This window comes from Saccharothrix lopnurensis (assembly GCF_042658445.1).
GTDB lineage: Bacteria > Actinomycetota > Actinomycetes > Mycobacteriales > Pseudonocardiaceae > Actinosynnema > Actinosynnema lopnurensis.
In genome coordinates this window covers 47,655-64,804 of the sequence record NZ_JBHSQO010000034.1, presented here as the reverse complement: position 1 = coordinate 64,804, position 17,150 = coordinate 47,655, and the positions used below count along the sequence as shown (strand labels likewise).

The 17,150-nt window shown below is 74.5% G+C and carries 13 protein-coding genes; 9 read left to right on the top strand and 4 right to left on the bottom strand.

Going from position 1 to position 17,150, the window contains the following annotated elements:
- The first annotated feature begins 4 nt into the window (after nucleotides 1-4).
- From ACFP3R_RS26655 to ACFP3R_RS26630, 6 genes are all read left to right on the top strand, one after another.
- Complete coding sequence (locus tag ACFP3R_RS26655) at nucleotides 5-586, top strand: DUF1707 SHOCT-like domain-containing protein (protein ID WP_380639503.1); 582 nt, start codon at nucleotides 5-7, stop codon at nucleotides 584-586.
- A gap of 53 nt (nucleotides 587-639) precedes the next feature.
- A complete protein-coding gene (locus ACFP3R_RS26650; protein WP_380639502.1) occupies nucleotides 640-2,109 on the top strand; it encodes an SDR family oxidoreductase in 1,470 nt (489 codons plus the stop codon).
- Between the two features lie 36 nt (nucleotides 2,110-2,145).
- Nucleotides 2,146-3,180: an L-threonine 3-dehydrogenase gene (tdh, locus tag ACFP3R_RS26645; protein ID WP_380639501.1), complete on the top strand. Its 1,035-nt coding sequence runs from the start codon at nucleotides 2,146-2,148 to the stop codon at nucleotides 3,178-3,180.
- On the top strand, nucleotides 3,181-4,362 hold the full coding sequence (locus ACFP3R_RS26640) for a glycine C-acetyltransferase (protein WP_380639499.1): 1,182 nt from the start codon (nucleotides 3,181-3,183) through the stop codon (nucleotides 4,360-4,362). It begins immediately after the preceding gene.
- A 70-nt stretch (nucleotides 4,363-4,432) separates the two neighbouring features.
- Nucleotides 4,433-5,365, top strand: coding sequence for a LysR family transcriptional regulator (locus tag ACFP3R_RS26635; protein WP_380639497.1), 933 nt, complete (start codon nucleotides 4,433-4,435; stop codon nucleotides 5,363-5,365).
- Nucleotides 5,366-5,367: 2 nt separating this feature from the next.
- On the top strand, nucleotides 5,368-5,568 hold the full coding sequence (locus ACFP3R_RS26630) for a hypothetical protein (RefSeq protein ID WP_380639495.1): 201 nt from the start codon (nucleotides 5,368-5,370) through the stop codon (nucleotides 5,566-5,568).
- Nucleotides 5,569-5,634: 66 nt separating this feature from the next.
- Here ACFP3R_RS26630 and ACFP3R_RS26625 read toward each other — a convergent pair whose 3' ends face one another.
- The 3 genes from ACFP3R_RS26625 to ACFP3R_RS26615 form a co-directional block, all read right to left on the bottom strand.
- Nucleotides 5,635-7,266: a putative PEP-binding protein gene (locus ACFP3R_RS26625; protein ID WP_380639493.1), complete on the bottom strand. Its 1,632-nt coding sequence runs from the start codon at nucleotides 7,264-7,266 to the stop codon at nucleotides 5,635-5,637.
- Nucleotides 7,267-7,675: 409 nt separating this feature from the next.
- Entirely contained in the window at nucleotides 7,676-9,142 is a 1,467-nt protein-coding gene (locus ACFP3R_RS26620; protein ID WP_380639492.1) for a DUF4185 domain-containing protein, read from the bottom strand.
- 595 nt (nucleotides 9,143-9,737) lie between these two features.
- Complete coding sequence (locus ACFP3R_RS26615; RefSeq protein WP_380639541.1) at nucleotides 9,738-10,595, bottom strand: PfkB family carbohydrate kinase; 858 nt, start codon at nucleotides 10,593-10,595, stop codon at nucleotides 9,738-9,740.
- 112 nt (nucleotides 10,596-10,707) lie between these two features.
- Between ACFP3R_RS26615 and ACFP3R_RS26610 the strand changes: the two genes are divergently transcribed.
- A complete protein-coding gene (locus tag ACFP3R_RS26610; RefSeq protein WP_380639490.1) occupies nucleotides 10,708-12,816 on the top strand; it encodes a DUF2339 domain-containing protein in 2,109 nt (702 codons plus the stop codon).
- Nucleotides 12,817-13,114: 298 nt separating this feature from the next.
- A complete protein-coding gene (locus tag ACFP3R_RS26605; protein WP_380639488.1) occupies nucleotides 13,115-14,116 on the top strand; it encodes an outer membrane protein assembly factor BamB family protein in 1,002 nt (333 codons plus the stop codon).
- Nucleotides 14,117-14,173: 57 nt separating this feature from the next.
- On the opposite strand, the gene ACFP3R_RS26600 is transcribed toward ACFP3R_RS26605, so the two are convergent.
- Nucleotides 14,174-16,279 (bottom strand): MMPL family transporter, encoded by a 2,106-nt coding sequence (locus ACFP3R_RS26600; RefSeq protein WP_380639486.1) that lies wholly within the window; start codon nucleotides 16,277-16,279, stop codon nucleotides 14,174-14,176.
- A 122-nt stretch (nucleotides 16,280-16,401) separates the two neighbouring features.
- On the opposite strand from ACFP3R_RS26600, the gene ACFP3R_RS26595 reads away from it, so the two are divergent.
- Entirely contained in the window at nucleotides 16,402-17,145 is a 744-nt protein-coding gene (locus tag ACFP3R_RS26595) for a TetR/AcrR family transcriptional regulator (RefSeq protein WP_380639484.1), read from the top strand.
- Nucleotides 17,146-17,150 lie beyond the last annotated feature (5 nt).

Sequence of the window (17,150 nt, the reverse complement as noted above, 5' to 3'; positions counted from 1 at the left end):
GGACATGACCGAACCCGACCGGGCGAACCCGCGCAACTTCCGGGTGTCGGATGCGGAGCGCGAGCACGTCGTCGAGCTGTTGCAGAAGGCCATCGGGCGCGGGTTGATCACGCTCGACGAGTTCACCGAGCGCACCGACACGGCGCTGGCGGCCAAGACCAGGGCCGAGCTCAACGCGGTGCTGATGGACCTGCCCGGGGTGGTCCACCGGGACGAGGCGACGCCGGTGCGCGAGCGGCAGGAGCTGCGGGCCACCATGTCGTCGGTCAACCGCAGGGGCCGGTGGTCGGTGCCGAGGCAGCTGGTCGTGCACAACCGGATGGGCTCGACCGACCTGGACTTCCGGGAGGCCGCCATCCCGCACGCGGTGGTGGACATCGAGCTGGACGTGACGGCCGGGTCGGTGAAGCTGGTGCTGCCCGAGGGCGCGACGGTGGACGCGGACGGCGTGGAGCTGGCCGCGAGCAACCTGAAGGACAAGGTGGGCACGGGGGCGAACGGCCGGCCGCACTTCGTGGTGCACGGGCAGGTGCGGGCGGGCAGCGTGGAGATCAAGAAGAAGACCCGCTGGTTCCGCCACGCGTGACCGGGTGACCCGCCCGTCGTGCGGGACGCGGCCGTTCGGCCCAGGATCGGGACATGCGCTGCCTCGTCACCGGAGCGACCGGCTACCTCGGCGGGCGGCTCGTGCCGCGACTGCTCGCGGAGGGCCACCGGGTCCGCTGCCTGGTCCGCGACCCCGGCAAGCTGCGGGACGTGCCGTGGGTCGACCGGGTCGAGGTGGTGCGCGGCGACGTGCTCGACCCGGCCTCGCTGGCGGCGGCGGTGGAGGGCGTGGACGTGGTGCACTACCTCGTCCACTCCCTGCACGACCCCGACTTCGCCGACGCCGACCGGCGGGCCGCCGAGAACACCGCCCGCGCCGCCGCGGAGGCCGGGGTGGGTCGGATCGTCTACCTGGGCGGGCTGCACCCGCCCGGGGTCCGGCTCTCGCCCCACCTGGCCTCCCGCAAGGAGGTCGGGGACGTGTTCCTGCGCGGCCCGGTGCCCGCCGCGGTGCTCCAGGCCGCGGTGATCATCGGCTCCGGGTCGGCGAGCTTCGAGATGCTGCGCTACCTCACCGAGCGCCTGCCGGTCATGGTCGCGCCCCGGTGGGTGCGCAACCGCGTCCAGCCGATCGCGGTCCGGGACGTGCTGCGCTACCTGGTCGGCGCGGTGCGGCTGCCGCCCGACGTGAACCGGACCTTCGACCTCGGCGGCCCGGACGTGCTCACCTACCTGGACATGATGAAGCGGTACGCGCGGGTCGCGGGGCTGCGGCCGCGCCGCGTGCTGCCGGTGCCGATCCTCACGCCGCACCTGTCCTCGCACTGGGTCGACCTGATCACCCCGGTGCCCCGGTCGATCGCCGCGCCGCTGGTCGAGTCGCTGGTGCACGAGGTGGTGTGCCGGGAGCACGACATCGAGGACCTGCTGCCCGGCGAGACCACCGGCTACGAGCGGGCCGTGGCCCTGGCGCTGGCCAAGGTCCGGGACGCGGACGTGGAGACGCGCTGGTCGGGCGCGTCGGTGCCGGGCGCGCCCTCGGACCCGCTGCCGTCGGACCCGGGCTGGTCGGGCGGGTCGTCCTACCTCGACGTGCGGGAGCAGGCCACGAGCGCGCCGCCCGAGCGGCTGTGGTCGGTGGTCGAGGGCATCGGCGGCGAGCACGGCTGGTACTCGTTCCCGCTGGCCTGGGCGGTGCGCGGGTGGCTGGACCGGCTGGTCGGCGGGGTGGGCCTGCGGCGCGGTCGGCGCGACCCCCGGCGGCTGCACGTCGGCGAGGCGCTGGACTGGTGGCGGGTCGAGGAGGTCGAGCGCGGCCGGCTGCTGCGGCTGCGCGCGGAGATGCGGGTGCCCGGCCTGGCGTGGCTGGAGCTCCAGGTGCTGCCGCCGGCGGACGGCTCGACCGGCTCGACCTACCGGCAGCGGGCGGTGTTCGTGCCGCGCGGGCTGGCCGGGCACGCGTACTGGTGGCTGGTGTGGCCGTTCCACGGGCTGGTGTTCGGGGGCATGGTCCGCAACATCACCAGTGAAGCGGAACTTACGAGTGAATTCAGAAAGTCCTGATGGACCGCGCCACCGGCCGGCGGCAGACTGCGCGCCATGAAAGCACTGGTCAAGGCGACCGCCGGGCCTGGCCTCTCCCTCACCGACGTGCCGGACCCGACCCCCGGACCCGGTGACGTCGTCGTCCGCGTGCTGCGCACCGGCATCTGCGGCACCGACCTGCACATCGACTCCTGGGACGACTGGGCCGCGCACAACGTCCACGCGCCGCTCGTGCTCGGGCACGAGTTCGTCGGCGAGGTCGTCGAGACCGGCCCCGCGGTGACCGGCGTGGCGGTCGGCGACCTGGTCAGCGGCGAGGGCCACCTGGTCTGCGGCGCCTGCCGCAACTGCAAGGCGGGCCGGCGGCACCTGTGCGCCAACACCCGCGGCCTCGGCGTGCACCGCGACGGCGCGTTCGCCCAGTACGTGGTGCTGCCCGAGGAGAACGCCTGGGTGCACCGGGCGCCGGTGGACCTGGACGTGGCGGCGATCTTCGACCCGTTCGGCAACGCCGTGCACACCGCGCTGTCGTTCCCGGTCCTCGGCGAGGACGTGCTGATCACCGGCGCGGGCCCGATCGGCATCATGGCCGCGGCCGTGGCCAAGCACGCGGGCGCGCGCAACGTGGTGATCACCGACGTGAGCGAGCACCGGCTGGAGCTGGCCCGGGAGGTCGGCGTCGACCTCGCCCTCAACGTCGCCGAGCGCACCGTCTCCGAGGCGCAGTCCGAGCTGGGCATGTCCGAGGGCTTCGACGTGGGCATGGAGATGTCCGGCAGGCCGATCGCGCTCCAGGAGATGATCGGCAACATGGCCCACGGCGGCCGGATCGCGATGCTCGGCCTGCCCGCCGAGGAGTTCGCGGTGGACTGGAGCGCGGTGGTGCTGAAGATGCTCCAGGTGAAGGGCGTCTACGGCCGCGAGATGTTCGAGACCTGGTACTCGATGTCGGTGCTGCTGCAACGCGGGCTGGACCTGGCGCCCGTGATCACGCACCGGTTCGACCACACGTCGTTCGACGAGGCGTTCGCCACGGCGCGCGGCGGGAAGTGCGGCAAGGTCATCCTCGACTGGACGGGAGCTCGCTGAATGTACGGCGCGATGCGCGAGGACCTGCGGGCCGGCCTGGACGAGATCCGCGCGGCGGGCCTCTACAAGGCCGAACGGGTCATCGCCACCCCGCAGAACGCCACCGTGCGCGTGGGCGACGGGGCCGAGGTGCTGAACTTCTGCGCCAACAACTACCTGGGCCTGGCCGACCACCCCCGGCTGGTCGGGGCGGCGCGGGAGGCGCTGGACCGGTGGGGCTTCGGCATGGCCTCGGTGCGGTTCATCTGCGGCACCCAGGAGCCGCACAAGGAGCTGGAGCGCAAGCTCTCGGAGTTCCTGGGCACCGAGGACACGATCCTCTACAGCTCGTGCTTCGACGCCAACGGCGGCCTGTTCGAGACGCTGCTCGGCGCGGAGGACGCGATCATCTCCGACGAGCTGAACCACGCGTCGATCATCGACGGCGTGCGGCTGTCCAAGGCCCGCCGGTACCGCTACCGCAACCGGGACGTCGACGACCTGGAGCGGCAGCTCAAAGATGCCGCCGACGCCCGGTACCGGCTGATCGCCACCGACGGCGTGTTCTCCATGGACGGCTACCTGGCGCCGCTGGACCGGATCTGCGAGCTGGCCGACCGGTACGACGCGCTGGTCGTGGTGGACGACTCGCACGCGGTGGGCTTCACCGGCCCGACCGGTCGCGGCACGCCCGAGCTGTTCGGCGTGCGGGACCGGGTCGACATCGTCACCGGCACGCTCGGCAAGGCGCTGGGCGGCGCGAGCGGCGGCTACACCTCCGGGCGGGCGGAGGTCGTGGAGATGCTGCGGCAGCGGTCGCGGCCCTACCTGTTCTCCAACTCGCTGGCGCCCGCCGTGACGGCCGCCGCGATCGCCGCGCTGGACCTATTGGAGTCCTCCGGCGAGCTGCTGGAGCGGCTGCGCGCGAACACCGCGCTGTTCCGGTCGCGGATGACCGAGGAGGGCTTCGACCTGCTGCCGGGCGAGCACCCGATCATCCCGGTGATGATCGGCGACGCGGCGGAGGCGTCGCGGATGGCCGACCTGCTGCTGGAGCAGGGCGTCTACGTGATCGGCTTCTCCTACCCGGTGGTGCCGCACGGCAAGGCGCGCATCCGCACCCAGATGTCGGCGGCCCACTCGACCGACGACGTGCACCGGGCCGTGAACGCCTTCGTGGCCGCCCGCGCCCGGATGGCCTAGCGGGTTCGTCCGGGCGGGGCGACGCCGGGTACCCGCTGCGCTCCCGGGCGGCTCCGGCGAGGATGACCCGGTGATCGACCCACGACGGCTGCGGGTGCTGCGCGCGCTCGCCGACCACGGCACGGTGACGGCGGCCGGGCGGGCGCTGCACCTCACGCCGTCCGCGGTGTCCCAGCAGCTGGCCGCGCTGGAGTCCGAGGTGGGGCACGCGCTGCTGCGCCGCCACGGGCGCCGGGTGTCGCTGACGGCGGCCGGCGAGCTGCTGGTGGGGCACGCCAACGCGGTGGCGGCCGAGCTGGAGCGGGCGGGGGCGACGCTGGCGGCGTTCGCGGCGGGCACCACCGGGCGGGTGGAGGTCGGCAGCTTCGCGTCGGCGATCACGCAGGTCGTGGCGCCGGCGCTGGCGGTGCTGCGGTCGCGCGCCCCGGACGTGGCGCTGCGGGTGCGGGACGTGGAGGGGCACGCCAGCGTGCCGCTGCTGCTGGACGGCGAGATCGACCTGGCGATCACCGAGGGGTACCGGCTGCACGCGGACGACCGGCGGCTGACCCGGTTCCCGCTCTACACCGAGCCGTTCGACGTGGTGCTGCCCGCGGCGCACCGGCTGGCGGGCAAGGCGGAGGTCGACCTGGCGGACCTGGCGGACGACGACTGGGTGGCCACGCTGCCGGGCAACCCCGTGCGCGACGTGGTCGAGCTGGCCTGCTCGCAGGCCGGGTTCGCGCCGCGCATCCCGCACACCTCGGACGACTTCCGGGCCATCGGGGCGCTGGTGCGGGCGGGGGCGGGGGTGGCGCTGGTGCCGCGCAACGCGCTGCGGTGCGACCCGGCGGGGGACGGCCCCGCGGGGGACGGCGCGCTGCGGGGCGTGCCGGTCCGGGGCGCGGCCCCGCTGCGCCGGGTGGTGGCGGCGGTGCGGCGGGGCAGCGCGGAACACCCGCTGGTCGCGCTGGTGCGCGACGCCCTCGTGGAGGTGTGCCGGCCCGTGGCCGGGCGGGGCTGAGGGTGCCCGGGTTCGGTTCGGCGAGCACCATCTCGCCGGCCGCCCGCGACGGCGTGGGCTACGTGGCCGCGCCCGCGAGGGGGGGCGCGCCGATCGCGGGCATCGCCTTCGACCTGCCCGCCGGTGGTCGGGTCGAGGCCGCGTGGCCCGCCCCGACCGCCGGTCCGCTCCGCTTCACCGCGATCGTCGAGCCGGTGTCCTGACCGCGTGCCCGTGCGGTGGCCGCTCGTCGCGGCCACCGCACGGGGTGGGCTCTGCCGGGGTCGGGATCAGTGCGGTGCGCGGGCGGCGAGCTTCGCCGACGCCGGGTCGGCCGCGGCGAGCGCGCCCCGGGCCGCCAGCTGGCACAGGTCGAAGCTGGTCGCGGCCAGCTTCGCGCCCACGGCCGCCAGCGCGGTGTGGTTCATCGACAGGCTGGTCGCGCCCAGCCCGGTCAGCACGCACGCCAGCAGCGGGTCGGCGGCCGCCTCGCCGCAGACGCCCAGCGGCTTGCCCGCGGCCGTGGCCTCGTCGCCGACCAGCTCGACCAGGCGCAGCAGCGCCGGCTGCCACGGGTCGTTCAGCGCCGCCACCGCGCCCACCTGCCGGTCGGCGGCGAACAGGTACTGGGCCAGGTCGTTGGTGCCCAGCGACACGAAGTCGACGACCGCCAGGACCTCGCGCGCCACCAGGGCCGCCGCCGGGATCTCGATCATCACGCCCGCCCGGCGGATGCCCGCCGCCCGCGCGCGCTCGACGAACCACGCGGCCTCGGCGGCGGTGGCGACCATCGGGGCCATCACCGAGACGTCGGCCCCGGTGTCGGTGGCGGCCAGGGCGATGGCTTCGAGCTGGCGCTCCAGCACCTCGGGGCGGTCGAAGGCGACCCGCAGGCCGCGCACGCCCAGCGCCGGGTTGGGCTCGGGGTCTGGTTCGAGGAACGCCAGCGGCTTGTCGGCGCCGGCGTCCAGGGTGCGCACCACGACCGGCTTGCCCCCGAACGGCGCGAGCACCGCCCCGTACGCCTCGCGCTGGTCCTCCACCGACGGCTCGGTCGAGGCCGACAGGAAGCAGAACTCGGTGCGGAACAGGCCGACGCCCTCCGCACCTCCCGCGGCGGCCGCGACGGCGTCGGCGGGCGAGCCCACGTTGCCCAGCACCTTCACCCGGTGCCCGTCGCGCAGCGCGCCGACCCCGTTCCACGTCGCGCGCCCGCCCACGTTCGCCGCGCGCACCGCGCCGTCGGACACCCGCACCTCACCGGTGTCGCCGTCCACGAGCAGCGCCGACGCGCCCAGGTCGAGCACGCCCCGGCACGCCACCACGGCCGGGATGCCGAGCGACCGGGCCAGGATCGCGGTGTGCGAGGTGGGGCCGCCCTCCTCGGTGACCAGCGCGAGCACCTTGGCCGGGTCGAGGCCCGCGGTGTCGGCGGGCGCGAGGTCGCGGGCCACCAGGACCGACGGCCCGGCGAGCGCGGGCACGCCCGGCTCCGGCACGCCGAGCAGCTCGGAGACCAGCCGGTCCCGCACGTCCCGCACGTCGCGGGCGCGCTCGGCCATGTACCCGCCGGCCGCCTCCAGGGCGGAGATGAACCCGGCGGCGGCCTGGTGCACCGCGCGGGCGGCGGGCAGCGACTCGGTGGTCACCAGGTTCTCGGCCTGCGAGCGCAGGGCCGGGTCGGCGGCCATCGCGGCGGTGGTCTCCAGCACGGCCTTGGCGTCGCCGGAGGCGGACGCCGCCCGCTCCTCCAGCCGCCGCGCCACCGCCTCGGCGGCGGGCCCGATGCGCGCGGCCTCGGCCGCCGGGTCGGTCGGGGGCGGGCCGGCGGGCGGTTCGCCCAGGGGTTCGGCCACCAGGACCACGGGTCCGGAAGCCCGACCGGAACTCACCCCGACACCGCTGCGGCGCTCGCTCGACATGGTCTAGACCATACCTTTCGACCGGACGTGACGTAAGCAGGAGCCAACGCCATCCGGCCCCGGCCCGCCACCCCGGGCGCTCCCGCGGCCACCGCGGGGCGGCCGGGCCTGCGCCGCCTGGAACGCGGGCAACGCCGGCGGTTCGCGGCGGCGCGGGTCCGGGGTGTCCGGGTCGACCGCGCGGTCGGCCGCCTCGGCGAACACCCGCCGGCCGTCGGCCGGTGCCAGGCCACCGGCCTTCGACCCCGATCTCCACAAGCCCCGCAACGTCGTCGAGCGGTACTTCAACAAAGTCGAGCAGTTCCGCGGCCCGGCCACCGGGTTCGCGAAACGAGCCGCCCACCACCGAACCGAGATCATCCTGACCTGCGTCGCCCTTCACCTCAGATGAAGATCCACAGGACACGCCCTAGCCGGTCGGCGCCACCGCCCCCGCTCGGTGGCGTGCCGCCGACACCCCGGTGTTGGCGCTCGCCGCAGACCTGGTCACCGCCGCGATGTCGGCTCTGCTCACGCGGTTGTCGGTATTGTCACCGAGTACCGCGATCTGCTCGGCCGGCGGCAGCTTCTGCCACTGCGGCGACACCGGCCCGACGTGCCCTGGAAGGGCGGGCTCGTCCTTCGTCACCGCCAGCGTGGCACCGACCGAGCCATGCGCCGCGACAGTGCCGTACATGTTGCCGGTCCACTGGCGGACGCCGTAGTACTCCGACCCGACCCATTGCGACAACAGGATGTGGGAGTTCGCCAACGTCGAGTACGGATGCACGATCGGCGCGTAGATGTTCTGGGCCTGCGCGTAGGTCACCTGGGTCTTCGGGGCGGTCCACAGACCTGTCGGGTACGTCGCCGTCTGGGTGACCGCGCCGCGGCCGCCGTTGAGGAACGACAACACGACCCGCCCCTCGATGACCTGTGCCGACAACTCGCCGATGGCTTCGTTGCGACTCGGCGCGTTGATGATCGGCGTGATCGGCCCGTACTGGCGCCAGTCCCAGCGACCGGAGCCGTCGACGCCCCAGAAGCGGTACTGGCTGTAGTTCCACATCTTGTCCCACGGCACCCGCATGAGGTGGATGCCACCGCCGTTCCAGCGACCCTCGTTGGTCCCGTAGACGTAGACGAAGTTCTCACCCGGCCACATGATCATGGTGTTGTTCTGGAACAGGCTCATGTCGCCGCTGTTCCAGTAGTCCATGTTCTCCCGGTTGGTCTCCAGGTTCCACGTGGTGGTCCAGTTCTCCGCGTTGGTGTCGGTGGACGTCCACAGCCGGGAGTACCAGGTGCGCCAACTGCCACCGGCACTGGGGATGCCGCCCTGCTCGGGGATCGCCCAGTCCCGCACACCGAACGTGGTCATGATGTAGCGGCCGTCGGGCAGGTGGATCAGGTCGTTGGGGATCTCGGTGACGACCTGCCCCGGCGTGTTCCTGGCGTAGCCGGGATCGTTGTGCCGATAGGGGATCAACTCCTTGGCCCGTGAGCCACCGATGGCGTTGTCCCAGCGGATACCGTTCTGCAGGTCGGTGTTCGACTGGCGCAGCCCGACGGGCGAACGCCACCCGGTGACGTTGACCGGCACCGGCTGGTCGAAGGTGTCGCCGAAGATCGAGATGCAGTAACCGTGGTTGGTCCGTGCCGTGAACCCGAGGTCGGTGCCTCGGAAGCCGAACCGGGCCGTCTCGTTGCCCGTGAGGTCCTTGAGGTAGCCGGCACGCGGTGTGCCGGCTGCGCCGGCCGTCGCGGCGCCGAGCCCGCCGCCGGCGCCGAGCAGTGCGCCGGCGCCCCCCTTGAGGAACGTCGCACGGCTGATGCCGCGGCCCGTCCGCGCTGTCGGATCGGTGCCATCGCCGCTGGTGTGGTCGTCGCGTCGCATTCCGCTCCTTCAGGAGTGACCGCTGTGTGACCACGACGCTACCCACTGTTCCGGAAAACCAGAATGACCGGATTTCGCCAGTGCCGGAACGTCAGTCCCGAAACCGGACAGCAGGTCGGCCGGGGTGTGTCCTGTGGATCTTCATCTGAGGTGAGGGACGACGCAGGCCAGGATGATCTCGGCTCGGTGGTATCGGTTCGGTGGTGGGCGGCTCGTTTCGCGAACCCGGTGGCCGGGCCGCGGAACTGCTCGACTTTGTTGAAGTACCGCTCGACGACGTTGCGGAGCTTGTGGAGATCGGGGTCGAAGGCCGGTGGCCTGGCCACCGGCCGAGCCCTTGGCCTTGCGGCGGGCGATCTGGTCGGTGCGTTCGGGAGCCTTGTCCGTCAGCTCACCACGCCTCATCACCTGCACACGATATCTGCACACGATCACGAGAAAGATCCGCAGAACACGCCCTGACTCACCGCCCGAACCACCGCCGAGCCGAGCCCGCCCGCCACCGCCGCCCGGACGTGCCCCTGCACGTCGTCCACCTCAGCCGGTTGCCGCCGGCGCCCTCCACGTGCGCACGATCCGAACACCCGGGCCGGGCTCACCCGAATTCCCGCACCCGCTCCAGCGTCGGGTAGGACGGCTGCGCGCCGGCCGCCGTCACCGAGAGGGCCGCCACCCTGGCGGCGAACCGCGCGGCCACCGGCAGCGGCTCGCCGTTCGCCAGGCCGGCCGCCAGCGCGCCCGCGAACGCGTCGCCCGCGCCGGTGGTGTCCACCGCGGACACCTCGGGCGCGCCCACCTCCGTCACCCCCTCGCGGGTGACGACGAGCGCGCCCCGCGCGCCCAGGGTGACCACGGCGGATTTCGGCCCCAGGTCGAGCAGGGCTCCCGGCGAGCCGGCCAGGGCCGCCGCCTCGTGCTCGTTCACGATGAGCGGGTCCAGCAGCGCCAGCGCCGCCGCCGGGACCGGCGCCACGGGCGACAGGTTGAGCACCGGCCGCACCCCGTGCGCGGCGGCCGCCTCGACCGCGCGCGCCACCGTGCCCACGGGGACCTCCAGCGAGCAGGCCAGCACGGAGACGCCGGCCCAGGTCAGGGCGTCCACGTCGGACTCGCCGACGTCCGAGTTAGCACCGGGCGCGACGACGATCGAGTTCTCGCCGTCCGGGGTGACGGTGATGAAGGCGAGGCCGGTCGGGCGGGTGGAGGCGCGCAGGAGGTCGGTGCGGACGCCGGCCGCCGCCAGCGAGTCGCGCAGCAGGTCGCCGTACCGGTCGGCCCCCACCGCGCCGACGAACGCCACCCCGGCCCCGAGCCGCGCGGCGGCGACGGCGGTGTTGGCGCCCTTGCCGCCGGGGAGGACGACCGGGTCGCCCCCGAGCACGGTCTCGCCGGCGCCGGGGCGGCGGGGCACGGGGACCACGAGGTCGGCGTTGGCCGAGCCGAGCACGAGCACCGTCACCCCCCGCACTCTGCCAGGCCGGGAGGCGGCGGTGTGACCGGTTCGGCACGCGACCTGAGTAGTGGTACGGATGCCGGATACACCGATCGGGGGCGACCCTGATCACATGACCGGTATCGGACAGGACCCCCTCGTACGGCTGGCGGACGAGCTGAGCGACCTGGGCCGCCGCCTGGAGGTGGTGGGCCGCGAGCTGCACCGGGTCGGCGATGCCCGAACGGCCTCCGCGCCGATCCCCACGACGGGCCCGGCCACCACCTCGACGGGCCCGGCCACCGGAGCCGGGGTCAGCGGAGCCGGGGTCGCAGGAGTCGAGGTCACCGACCACCCCGCCGCCGGACCGGGTACCTCCACGCCCACCGCCGGCCCGGCCTCGACCTCGGCCTGGGCGTCGGCCGCGGGCGCGGGTTCGGCCGCGACTTCGGTTCCCGCTGCGGCCCCGCACCCCGACCCGGCGCAGCACCCGGCCCCGGCCTCGGGCCCGACGCCGGCTCAGCCCCCGTACCCGGCTCAGCCCCCGTACCCCACCGCCCCCGCCCCGCGCCAGACCACAACCTCGCCCCGGATCACCCAGCCGTGGCCCCCGACCGCCCCGGGCCCGTTCTCCGGCCCCGCCGCCCCGCCGCCCCCGAACCAGGGCTGGGGCACCCCGCCCCCACCCCCCACCTGGTCACCGCCACCCCCGCGCCCCTCCCTCCTCGACCGCCTCGGCCAGGACGGCGCGGGCAGCAAGCTCCTCGCCTGGGTCGGCGGCGCGGTCACCCTCCTGGGCGTCGTCCTGCTCCTGGTCCTCGCGGTCCAGCGCGGCTACCTCGGCCCGCTGCCCCGCGTCCTCGGCGGCGCGGCGCTGGGCCTGGCCCTGGTCGCCACCGGCCTGCGCCTGCACCGCACCCCCGCCGGGCGCACGGGCGCGTTCGCCCTGGCCGCCACCGGCATCGCGGTCCTCTACCTCGACGTCGTCGCCGCCACCTCGATCTACGCGTACCTGCCCCCGGGCGGCGGCCTGGTGGCCGGCCTCGCGGTCGCGGGCGGCGGCCTGCTCCTCGCGCTGCGCTGGAACTCGTCGGTCCTGGCCATCGGCGTGGTGGCCGCCTGCGCCGCCTGCGCGCCCGTCCTGACCTCCGGCTTCACCCCGCTGCTCGTCGCGTTCCTGCTGGTCCTCAAGATCGCCGCGAGCCCGGTCCACCTCCGGCGCGACTGGCCGTGGCTCGCGGTCACGGCCGGGGTGCCGCCGCTGCTCGCCGCGGTCCTGTGCCTGGGCCGACCGGAGGACCAGGTCGCACTGGCCTCGATCGCGCTGGTGGCCGCCGTGGTCGGGGTGGCCGCGGCCGTGCTGACCGCGCGGGTCCGGCCCGGCGACCCGACCGCGGTCGGGCTGGCGGTCGGCTCGCCGGTGCCCGCCCTGCTGACCACCGCGGTCCTCGACCGGGGCCCGGCGGCCGCCGTCGCCGGGGCCGTCGCGGTCGTGATGATCGCCGTGTGGGTCGCCGGGCGGCGGGCGCTGCCCGTGACCTTCCGGGCGGGCGTGGGCGCGGTCGGGGTGTTCGCGGCCTTCCAGGCGACCGCCCTGTTCCTGGACGGCGGCACGCGCGCCGCGGTCGTCCTGGTCGAGGCGCTGGTCCTGGTGCTCCTGGCCAGGCTCCTGTCCTCCAGGGGCCCGCTGCTCGGCGCCACCGCGTTCGGCGCGATCGGCCTGGTGCTGGCGCTGGAGGAGGCGGTGCCGCCGCGGCTGCTGCTGGACGCGCCGCGCCACCCGGACACGGCGGGCTTCCTGGTCTCCGGCGCGCTCACCGCGCTGGTCCTGGGCGCGCTGGCGGTGGTGCTGCCGTGGGTCGCGGCCGAGCTGGGCGCGCTCGACCGCCGCCCGCTCCCGTGGGTCGTCGCGGGGGTGGTGCTGCTGTACGCGGCGGCCGGGGTGGTGCTGTGCGCCGCGCTGCTGGTGTCGCAGGACGTGACCGGTTTCCTCTTCGGCCACACGATCGTGACGGTGTCGTGGACGGTCGCCGCGCTGGTGCTGCTGGTGCGGGGCATCGACCGGAGGTCGCTGCGGGTGGCCGGGTTGGTGCTGGTCGGGGCTGCGGTGGCGAAGCTGCTGCTGTTCGACCTGGCCGCGCTGGACGGGATCGCGCGCGTGCTGGCGTTCATCGGCGCGGGCCTGGTGCTGCTGACCGCGGGCACCCGCTACGCCAAGCTGGTGGCGACCAGGCGGATGTAGGACCATTTCGGGTTGATTCGTCGTGCCGGGGGGCCAAAACCGCACGGGCTGCGTCAACCTGGTGTAGTTCTCTACGTCGTCGGGGCACGACCACCGGTGCGCGAGCGCCGGCAGGGGTCCGGCGCCGGTCGTTTCGCCCCCCGAGCGACCGGCGCCGGGCGCACGGCCGCACCGGGTTCCCCGCTGCCGCCCGTCCCGCCGTCGCGGGCGGCAGCCGGATCACCCGAACCGGCGAGAATGCCACCTGCACGTGTCTCCCGAGTGGAGGCCGGGTGTGCCGCGGTGTTCCCTTCCGACCATGTGGGGACGACGACGCACCGCGGCCACGGGCACCGCCGCCCTCCTGCTCGCCGCCGCGCTCTCCGCCGGTCAAGAGGGGTCCCGGGTCGTCACCGTGGCCGACACCGCCGCACCGCGCGCCTACGTGGTGACGCAGGGGGGCAGGCTCCAGGTCGTGGACACCTCCGACGGCACGGTCGTCGGCGGCGCGAACACCGGAGGCCGGACCACGAGCACGGCGGTGGGCCGGGGCGGGCGCCGGGTCTACGTGGTCCACGGCTGGTCCGGCACGATCACCGCGGTCGACCCGGTCTCGGGCGAGGTCGTCGGCCGCATCCACGCCGGCGCGCCGCTGGCCCACGCCGTGCCGCGCCCGGACGGCGAGCGGCTCTACGTCAGCGGCAGCGGCAGCGTCGCCGTGGTGGACACGAGGTCGTTCCGCCTGGTCGCCGCGGTGCGGGTGGGCGGTCAGCCGCTCGGCCTCGCGGTGTCGCCGGACGGGCGTCACCTGTACGTGGCCAACGCCCAGGACGGCACGGTCCGCGTGCTCGACACCGCGGCCGCCACCGCGGAGACGTCGATCCGGGTCGGCGGGCTGCCCCAGCACGTCGCGACGAGCCCGAGCGGCGACGCGCTCTACGTCAGCTCGCTGGACCTGGGGCAGGGCACCGGCACGGTGTCGATGATCGACCCGGGCACCGCCAGGGTGGTGTGGTCCACGCCGGTCGGCCGGGGCGCGGGCAGCGTCGCGGTGACCCCGGACGGCAGGCGGGTCTACGTCGCGCTGGACCGGTCCGTCGCCGTCGTCGACACGGCCACCCGCACCACCAGGAACCTGCCGTTCGCGGCCAGGTCGCTGGCCATCCCGCCGGGTGACGGCCGCGTCTTCCTGGCCACCGGCACGACCACGACCGTGCTGGACGCCGCGGACGACCGGGTGCTGGCGACGTTCCGGGTCGGCGCCCTGGACGACGACGGCCCCGACGCGCGCGCCGAGGCCGTCGCCTTCGAACCCGGGTGACCGGACCGGCCGGGCCCGGCCGGGTGTGGATCGGCCAGGGCGACCGGACCGGCCGGGTCAGGCGGGTTGCGGCACCTTCCGGTCCTCGTCCTCCGGCGCCTCGTCGTGGATCGCCACCCGCCGCTGGATGCGCCGCAGCGGTCCGGGCGCCCACCAGGCGGCGTCCCCGAGCAGCCTGAGCACCGCGGGCACGAGCAGCACCCGCACCACGGTGGCGTCCAGGGCCAGGGCCAGGATCATGCCCACGCCGACGAACCGCATCATGGTGATCTGCGAGAACGCGAACGCGCCGGTGACCACGATCAGCAGCAGCGCGGCCGCGGTGATCACCCGGCCGGTCTTGGCCAGGCCCGCGCTCACCGCCTCCTCGGTCGACGCGCCGCGCCCGCGCGCCTCGACCATCCGGGACAGCAGGAACACCTCGTAGTCGGTGGACAGGCCGAACACCACGGCCGCCATCAGCACCACGATGCCGGACTCCAGCGGCGCGGGCGTCACGCCGAGCAGCGACGCGCCGTGGCCCTCCTGGAAGACCCACACCAGCACGCCGAACGTGGCCGACAGGCTGAGCGCGCTCATCACCACGGCCTTGATCGGCAGCAGCACCGACCCGAACGCGAGGAACATCAGCACGAACGTGGCGCCGACGAGCAGCGCGACCATCCACGGCAGCCGGTCGGCGATCGCGTCGAGGCTGTCGGAGACCATCGCCGTGCTGCCGCCGACGAGCACCTCGTCACCGGGCCCGTCGAGCGCCCGCACGTCGCGCAGCGCCTGCTTGGACGCGTCGCTCAGCGCGTCCTGCTCCAGGGCCGCGTTGATCAGCCAGGTGCCGTTGGCCGGTTCGGCGGCGGGCTGCGCCTCGCCCACCCCGGGCACCGCGCCCACCTCGGTCGCGAACCGCCGCACGTCGTCCGCCGCGGGATCGCCCGTGACCACGATCTTCAGCCCGGAGCTGGACAGCGCGGCGAAGTCGGAGTTGATGGTCTCGGCGGCGACGCGCACCGGGTTGCCCTCGGGCAGCACCTTCTCGGTGACCTCGCCGAACTTCACGTTGAGGAACGGCGCGCCGAGCGCGAGCAGCACCACCACGATCGGCAGCGCGACCAGCACCGGGCGCTTCATCACGCGACCCGCCAGCCGCCGCCACCCGGCCTCCGAGGGCACCCTGTCCCGGCGCCACGGCAGGGCGAGCTTGTCCACCCGGTGGCCGAGCACGCCCAGCAGCGCGGGCAGCAGGGTCAGCGAGACCAGGGCCGCGATCGCGACCGCCGCCATGCCGCCGTAGCTCAGCGACTTGAGGAAGCCGTGCGGGAAGAGCAGCAGGCCGGCCAGGGCGATCACCAGCAGGGTGGCCGAGAACAGCACGGTGCGCCCCGCGGACATGACGGTGCGGCGGACGGCGTCGGGCACGGCGCGGCCGGCGGCCAGCTCCTCGCGGAAGCGGCCGACCACGAACAGGCCGTAGTCGATGGCCATGCCGAGGCCGAGCAGGCTGGCCACGTTGACCGCGAACGAGTTGACGTCCGCGGCGTAGGAGACCGCGTGCAGCACGCCGAGTGAGCCGAGGATCGCCAGGCCGCCGACCAGCACCGGCAGCGAGGCGGCGACCAGGCCGCCGAAGATGACCACGAGCAGCAGCAGCACGATCGGCAGCGACACGGCCTCGGCCTTGGTGAGGTCGGAGGCGGACATGTCGTTGATCGCCTTCTGCGTCGGCACGAGGCCGCCCACGTGGCTCTCCACGCCGTCGACCACGAGCTGCCCGGAGATGCGCTCGTACTGCTTGACCTGCTCGTTCGAGTCGCCGGAGCGCAGCGTGATCACGACGAGCGACTTGTCGCCGCCCGGCGAGGGGATCGGCGGCTGCGCCCTGAGCACGGCGTCGTCGGGCAGCTCGGTCAGCCGCGTGCCGATCTCCCGCAGGCGGACGGGGTCGGCGGTGCCGTAGACCACGAGCACGTCACCGCCCTGGCGGCCGAACGCGTCCTGGGTGACCCGGTCGGCCCGCGCGGCCTCGCTGCCGGGGGCCTCGTACCCGCCCTGGCCGAGCTTGTCGAAGACCCCCAGCCCCCAGATGCCGCCCACGACGGTGAGCAGCACCGTCGCGATCAGCACCACCCACCGGCGCCGGTACGCCAACGATCCCCACTTCGCGAACACGCGTCCTCCCCGGGCTGATGGGCTACCGTTGCGTGAATGGCGTGAACTCTGTAAACACCGTTCACTGACAGGCCCGGAAGGTATACCCGGTGAACACCGTTTACAACCCGATTGGGTGACGTATGACCGAGGCCACCCGCCGAGAACGGCTACGCGCCGAGACCGAACGCGACATCCGGCGCCAGGCCCGCGCCCTGCTCGTGGAGCACGGCCGGGACGCCGTGACGTTGCGTGCCATCGCCCGGGAGCTCGGCGTCACCGCGCCCGCGCTCTACCGGTACTACGACTCGCGCGAGGACCTGCTGCTCAGGCTCGCCGACGACATCTGCACCGACCTGGCCCGCGAGCTCGACGCCGACCTGCTCGGGCTGCCGGAGGACGACGTGACCGCGCAGGTCTACGCGGTGTGCCGGGGCTTCCGGCGCTGGGGGCTGGGCCACCCGCAGGAGTTCGCGCTGGTGTTCGCCTCGGCCGACGCGCAGATCGGCTCGTGCGAGGCCGGCGCCGCGGGCCAGGTGGGCGACCAGTTCGGCCGGGTGTTCCTCCGGGTCGCCGGGAGGCTCATCGCGGCCCACCCGCCGGCCCCGGGCCTCGACGCGGACGTCCCCGCCGAGCTGCACGCCGACCTGGCGGCGTTCCGGCAGGTGCTGGTGACCACGGTCCACGAGCAGGGCGTCGAGGTGGACGAGGGCGTGCTCACCCTCGGCGTGGTCTACCGGATCACCCAGTCCTGGGTGCGCCTGTACGGGCACGTGGCCCTGGAGGTGTTCGGGCGCTTCCCCTTCGCGGTGGCCGACCCGGAACCCCTGTTCGACTCCATGCTGGCCGACCTGTTGGGCGATATGGGTCTCCCTGCGCGACGGTGAGCTGC

Excerpts from the sequence above, each read along its gene's own strand:
- ACFP3R_RS26655 (WP_380639503.1), top strand. The coding sequence starts at position 5 with ATGACCGAACCCGACCGGGCGAACCCGCGCAACTTCCGGGTGTCGGAT.
- ACFP3R_RS26650 (WP_380639502.1), top strand. The coding sequence starts at position 640 with ATGCGCTGCCTCGTCACCGGAGCGACCGGCTACCTCGGCGGGCGGCTC.
- tdh (WP_380639501.1), top strand. The coding sequence starts at position 2,146 with ATGAAAGCACTGGTCAAGGCGACCGCCGGGCCTGGCCTCTCCCTCACC.
- ACFP3R_RS26640 (WP_380639499.1), top strand. The coding sequence starts at position 3,181 with ATGTACGGCGCGATGCGCGAGGACCTGCGGGCCGGCCTGGACGAGATC.
- ACFP3R_RS26625 (WP_380639493.1), bottom strand. The coding sequence starts at position 7,266 with ATGTCGAGCGAGCGCCGCAGCGGTGTCGGGGTGAGTTCCGGTCGGGCT.
- ACFP3R_RS26620 (WP_380639492.1), bottom strand. The coding sequence starts at position 9,142 with ATGCGACGCGACGACCACACCAGCGGCGATGGCACCGATCCGACAGCG.
- ACFP3R_RS26610 (WP_380639490.1), top strand. The coding sequence starts at position 10,708 with ATGACCGGTATCGGACAGGACCCCCTCGTACGGCTGGCGGACGAGCTG.
- ACFP3R_RS26605 (WP_380639488.1), top strand. The coding sequence starts at position 13,115 with ATGTGGGGACGACGACGCACCGCGGCCACGGGCACCGCCGCCCTCCTG.
- ACFP3R_RS26595 (WP_380639484.1), top strand. The coding sequence starts at position 16,402 with ATGACCGAGGCCACCCGCCGAGAACGGCTACGCGCCGAGACCGAACGC.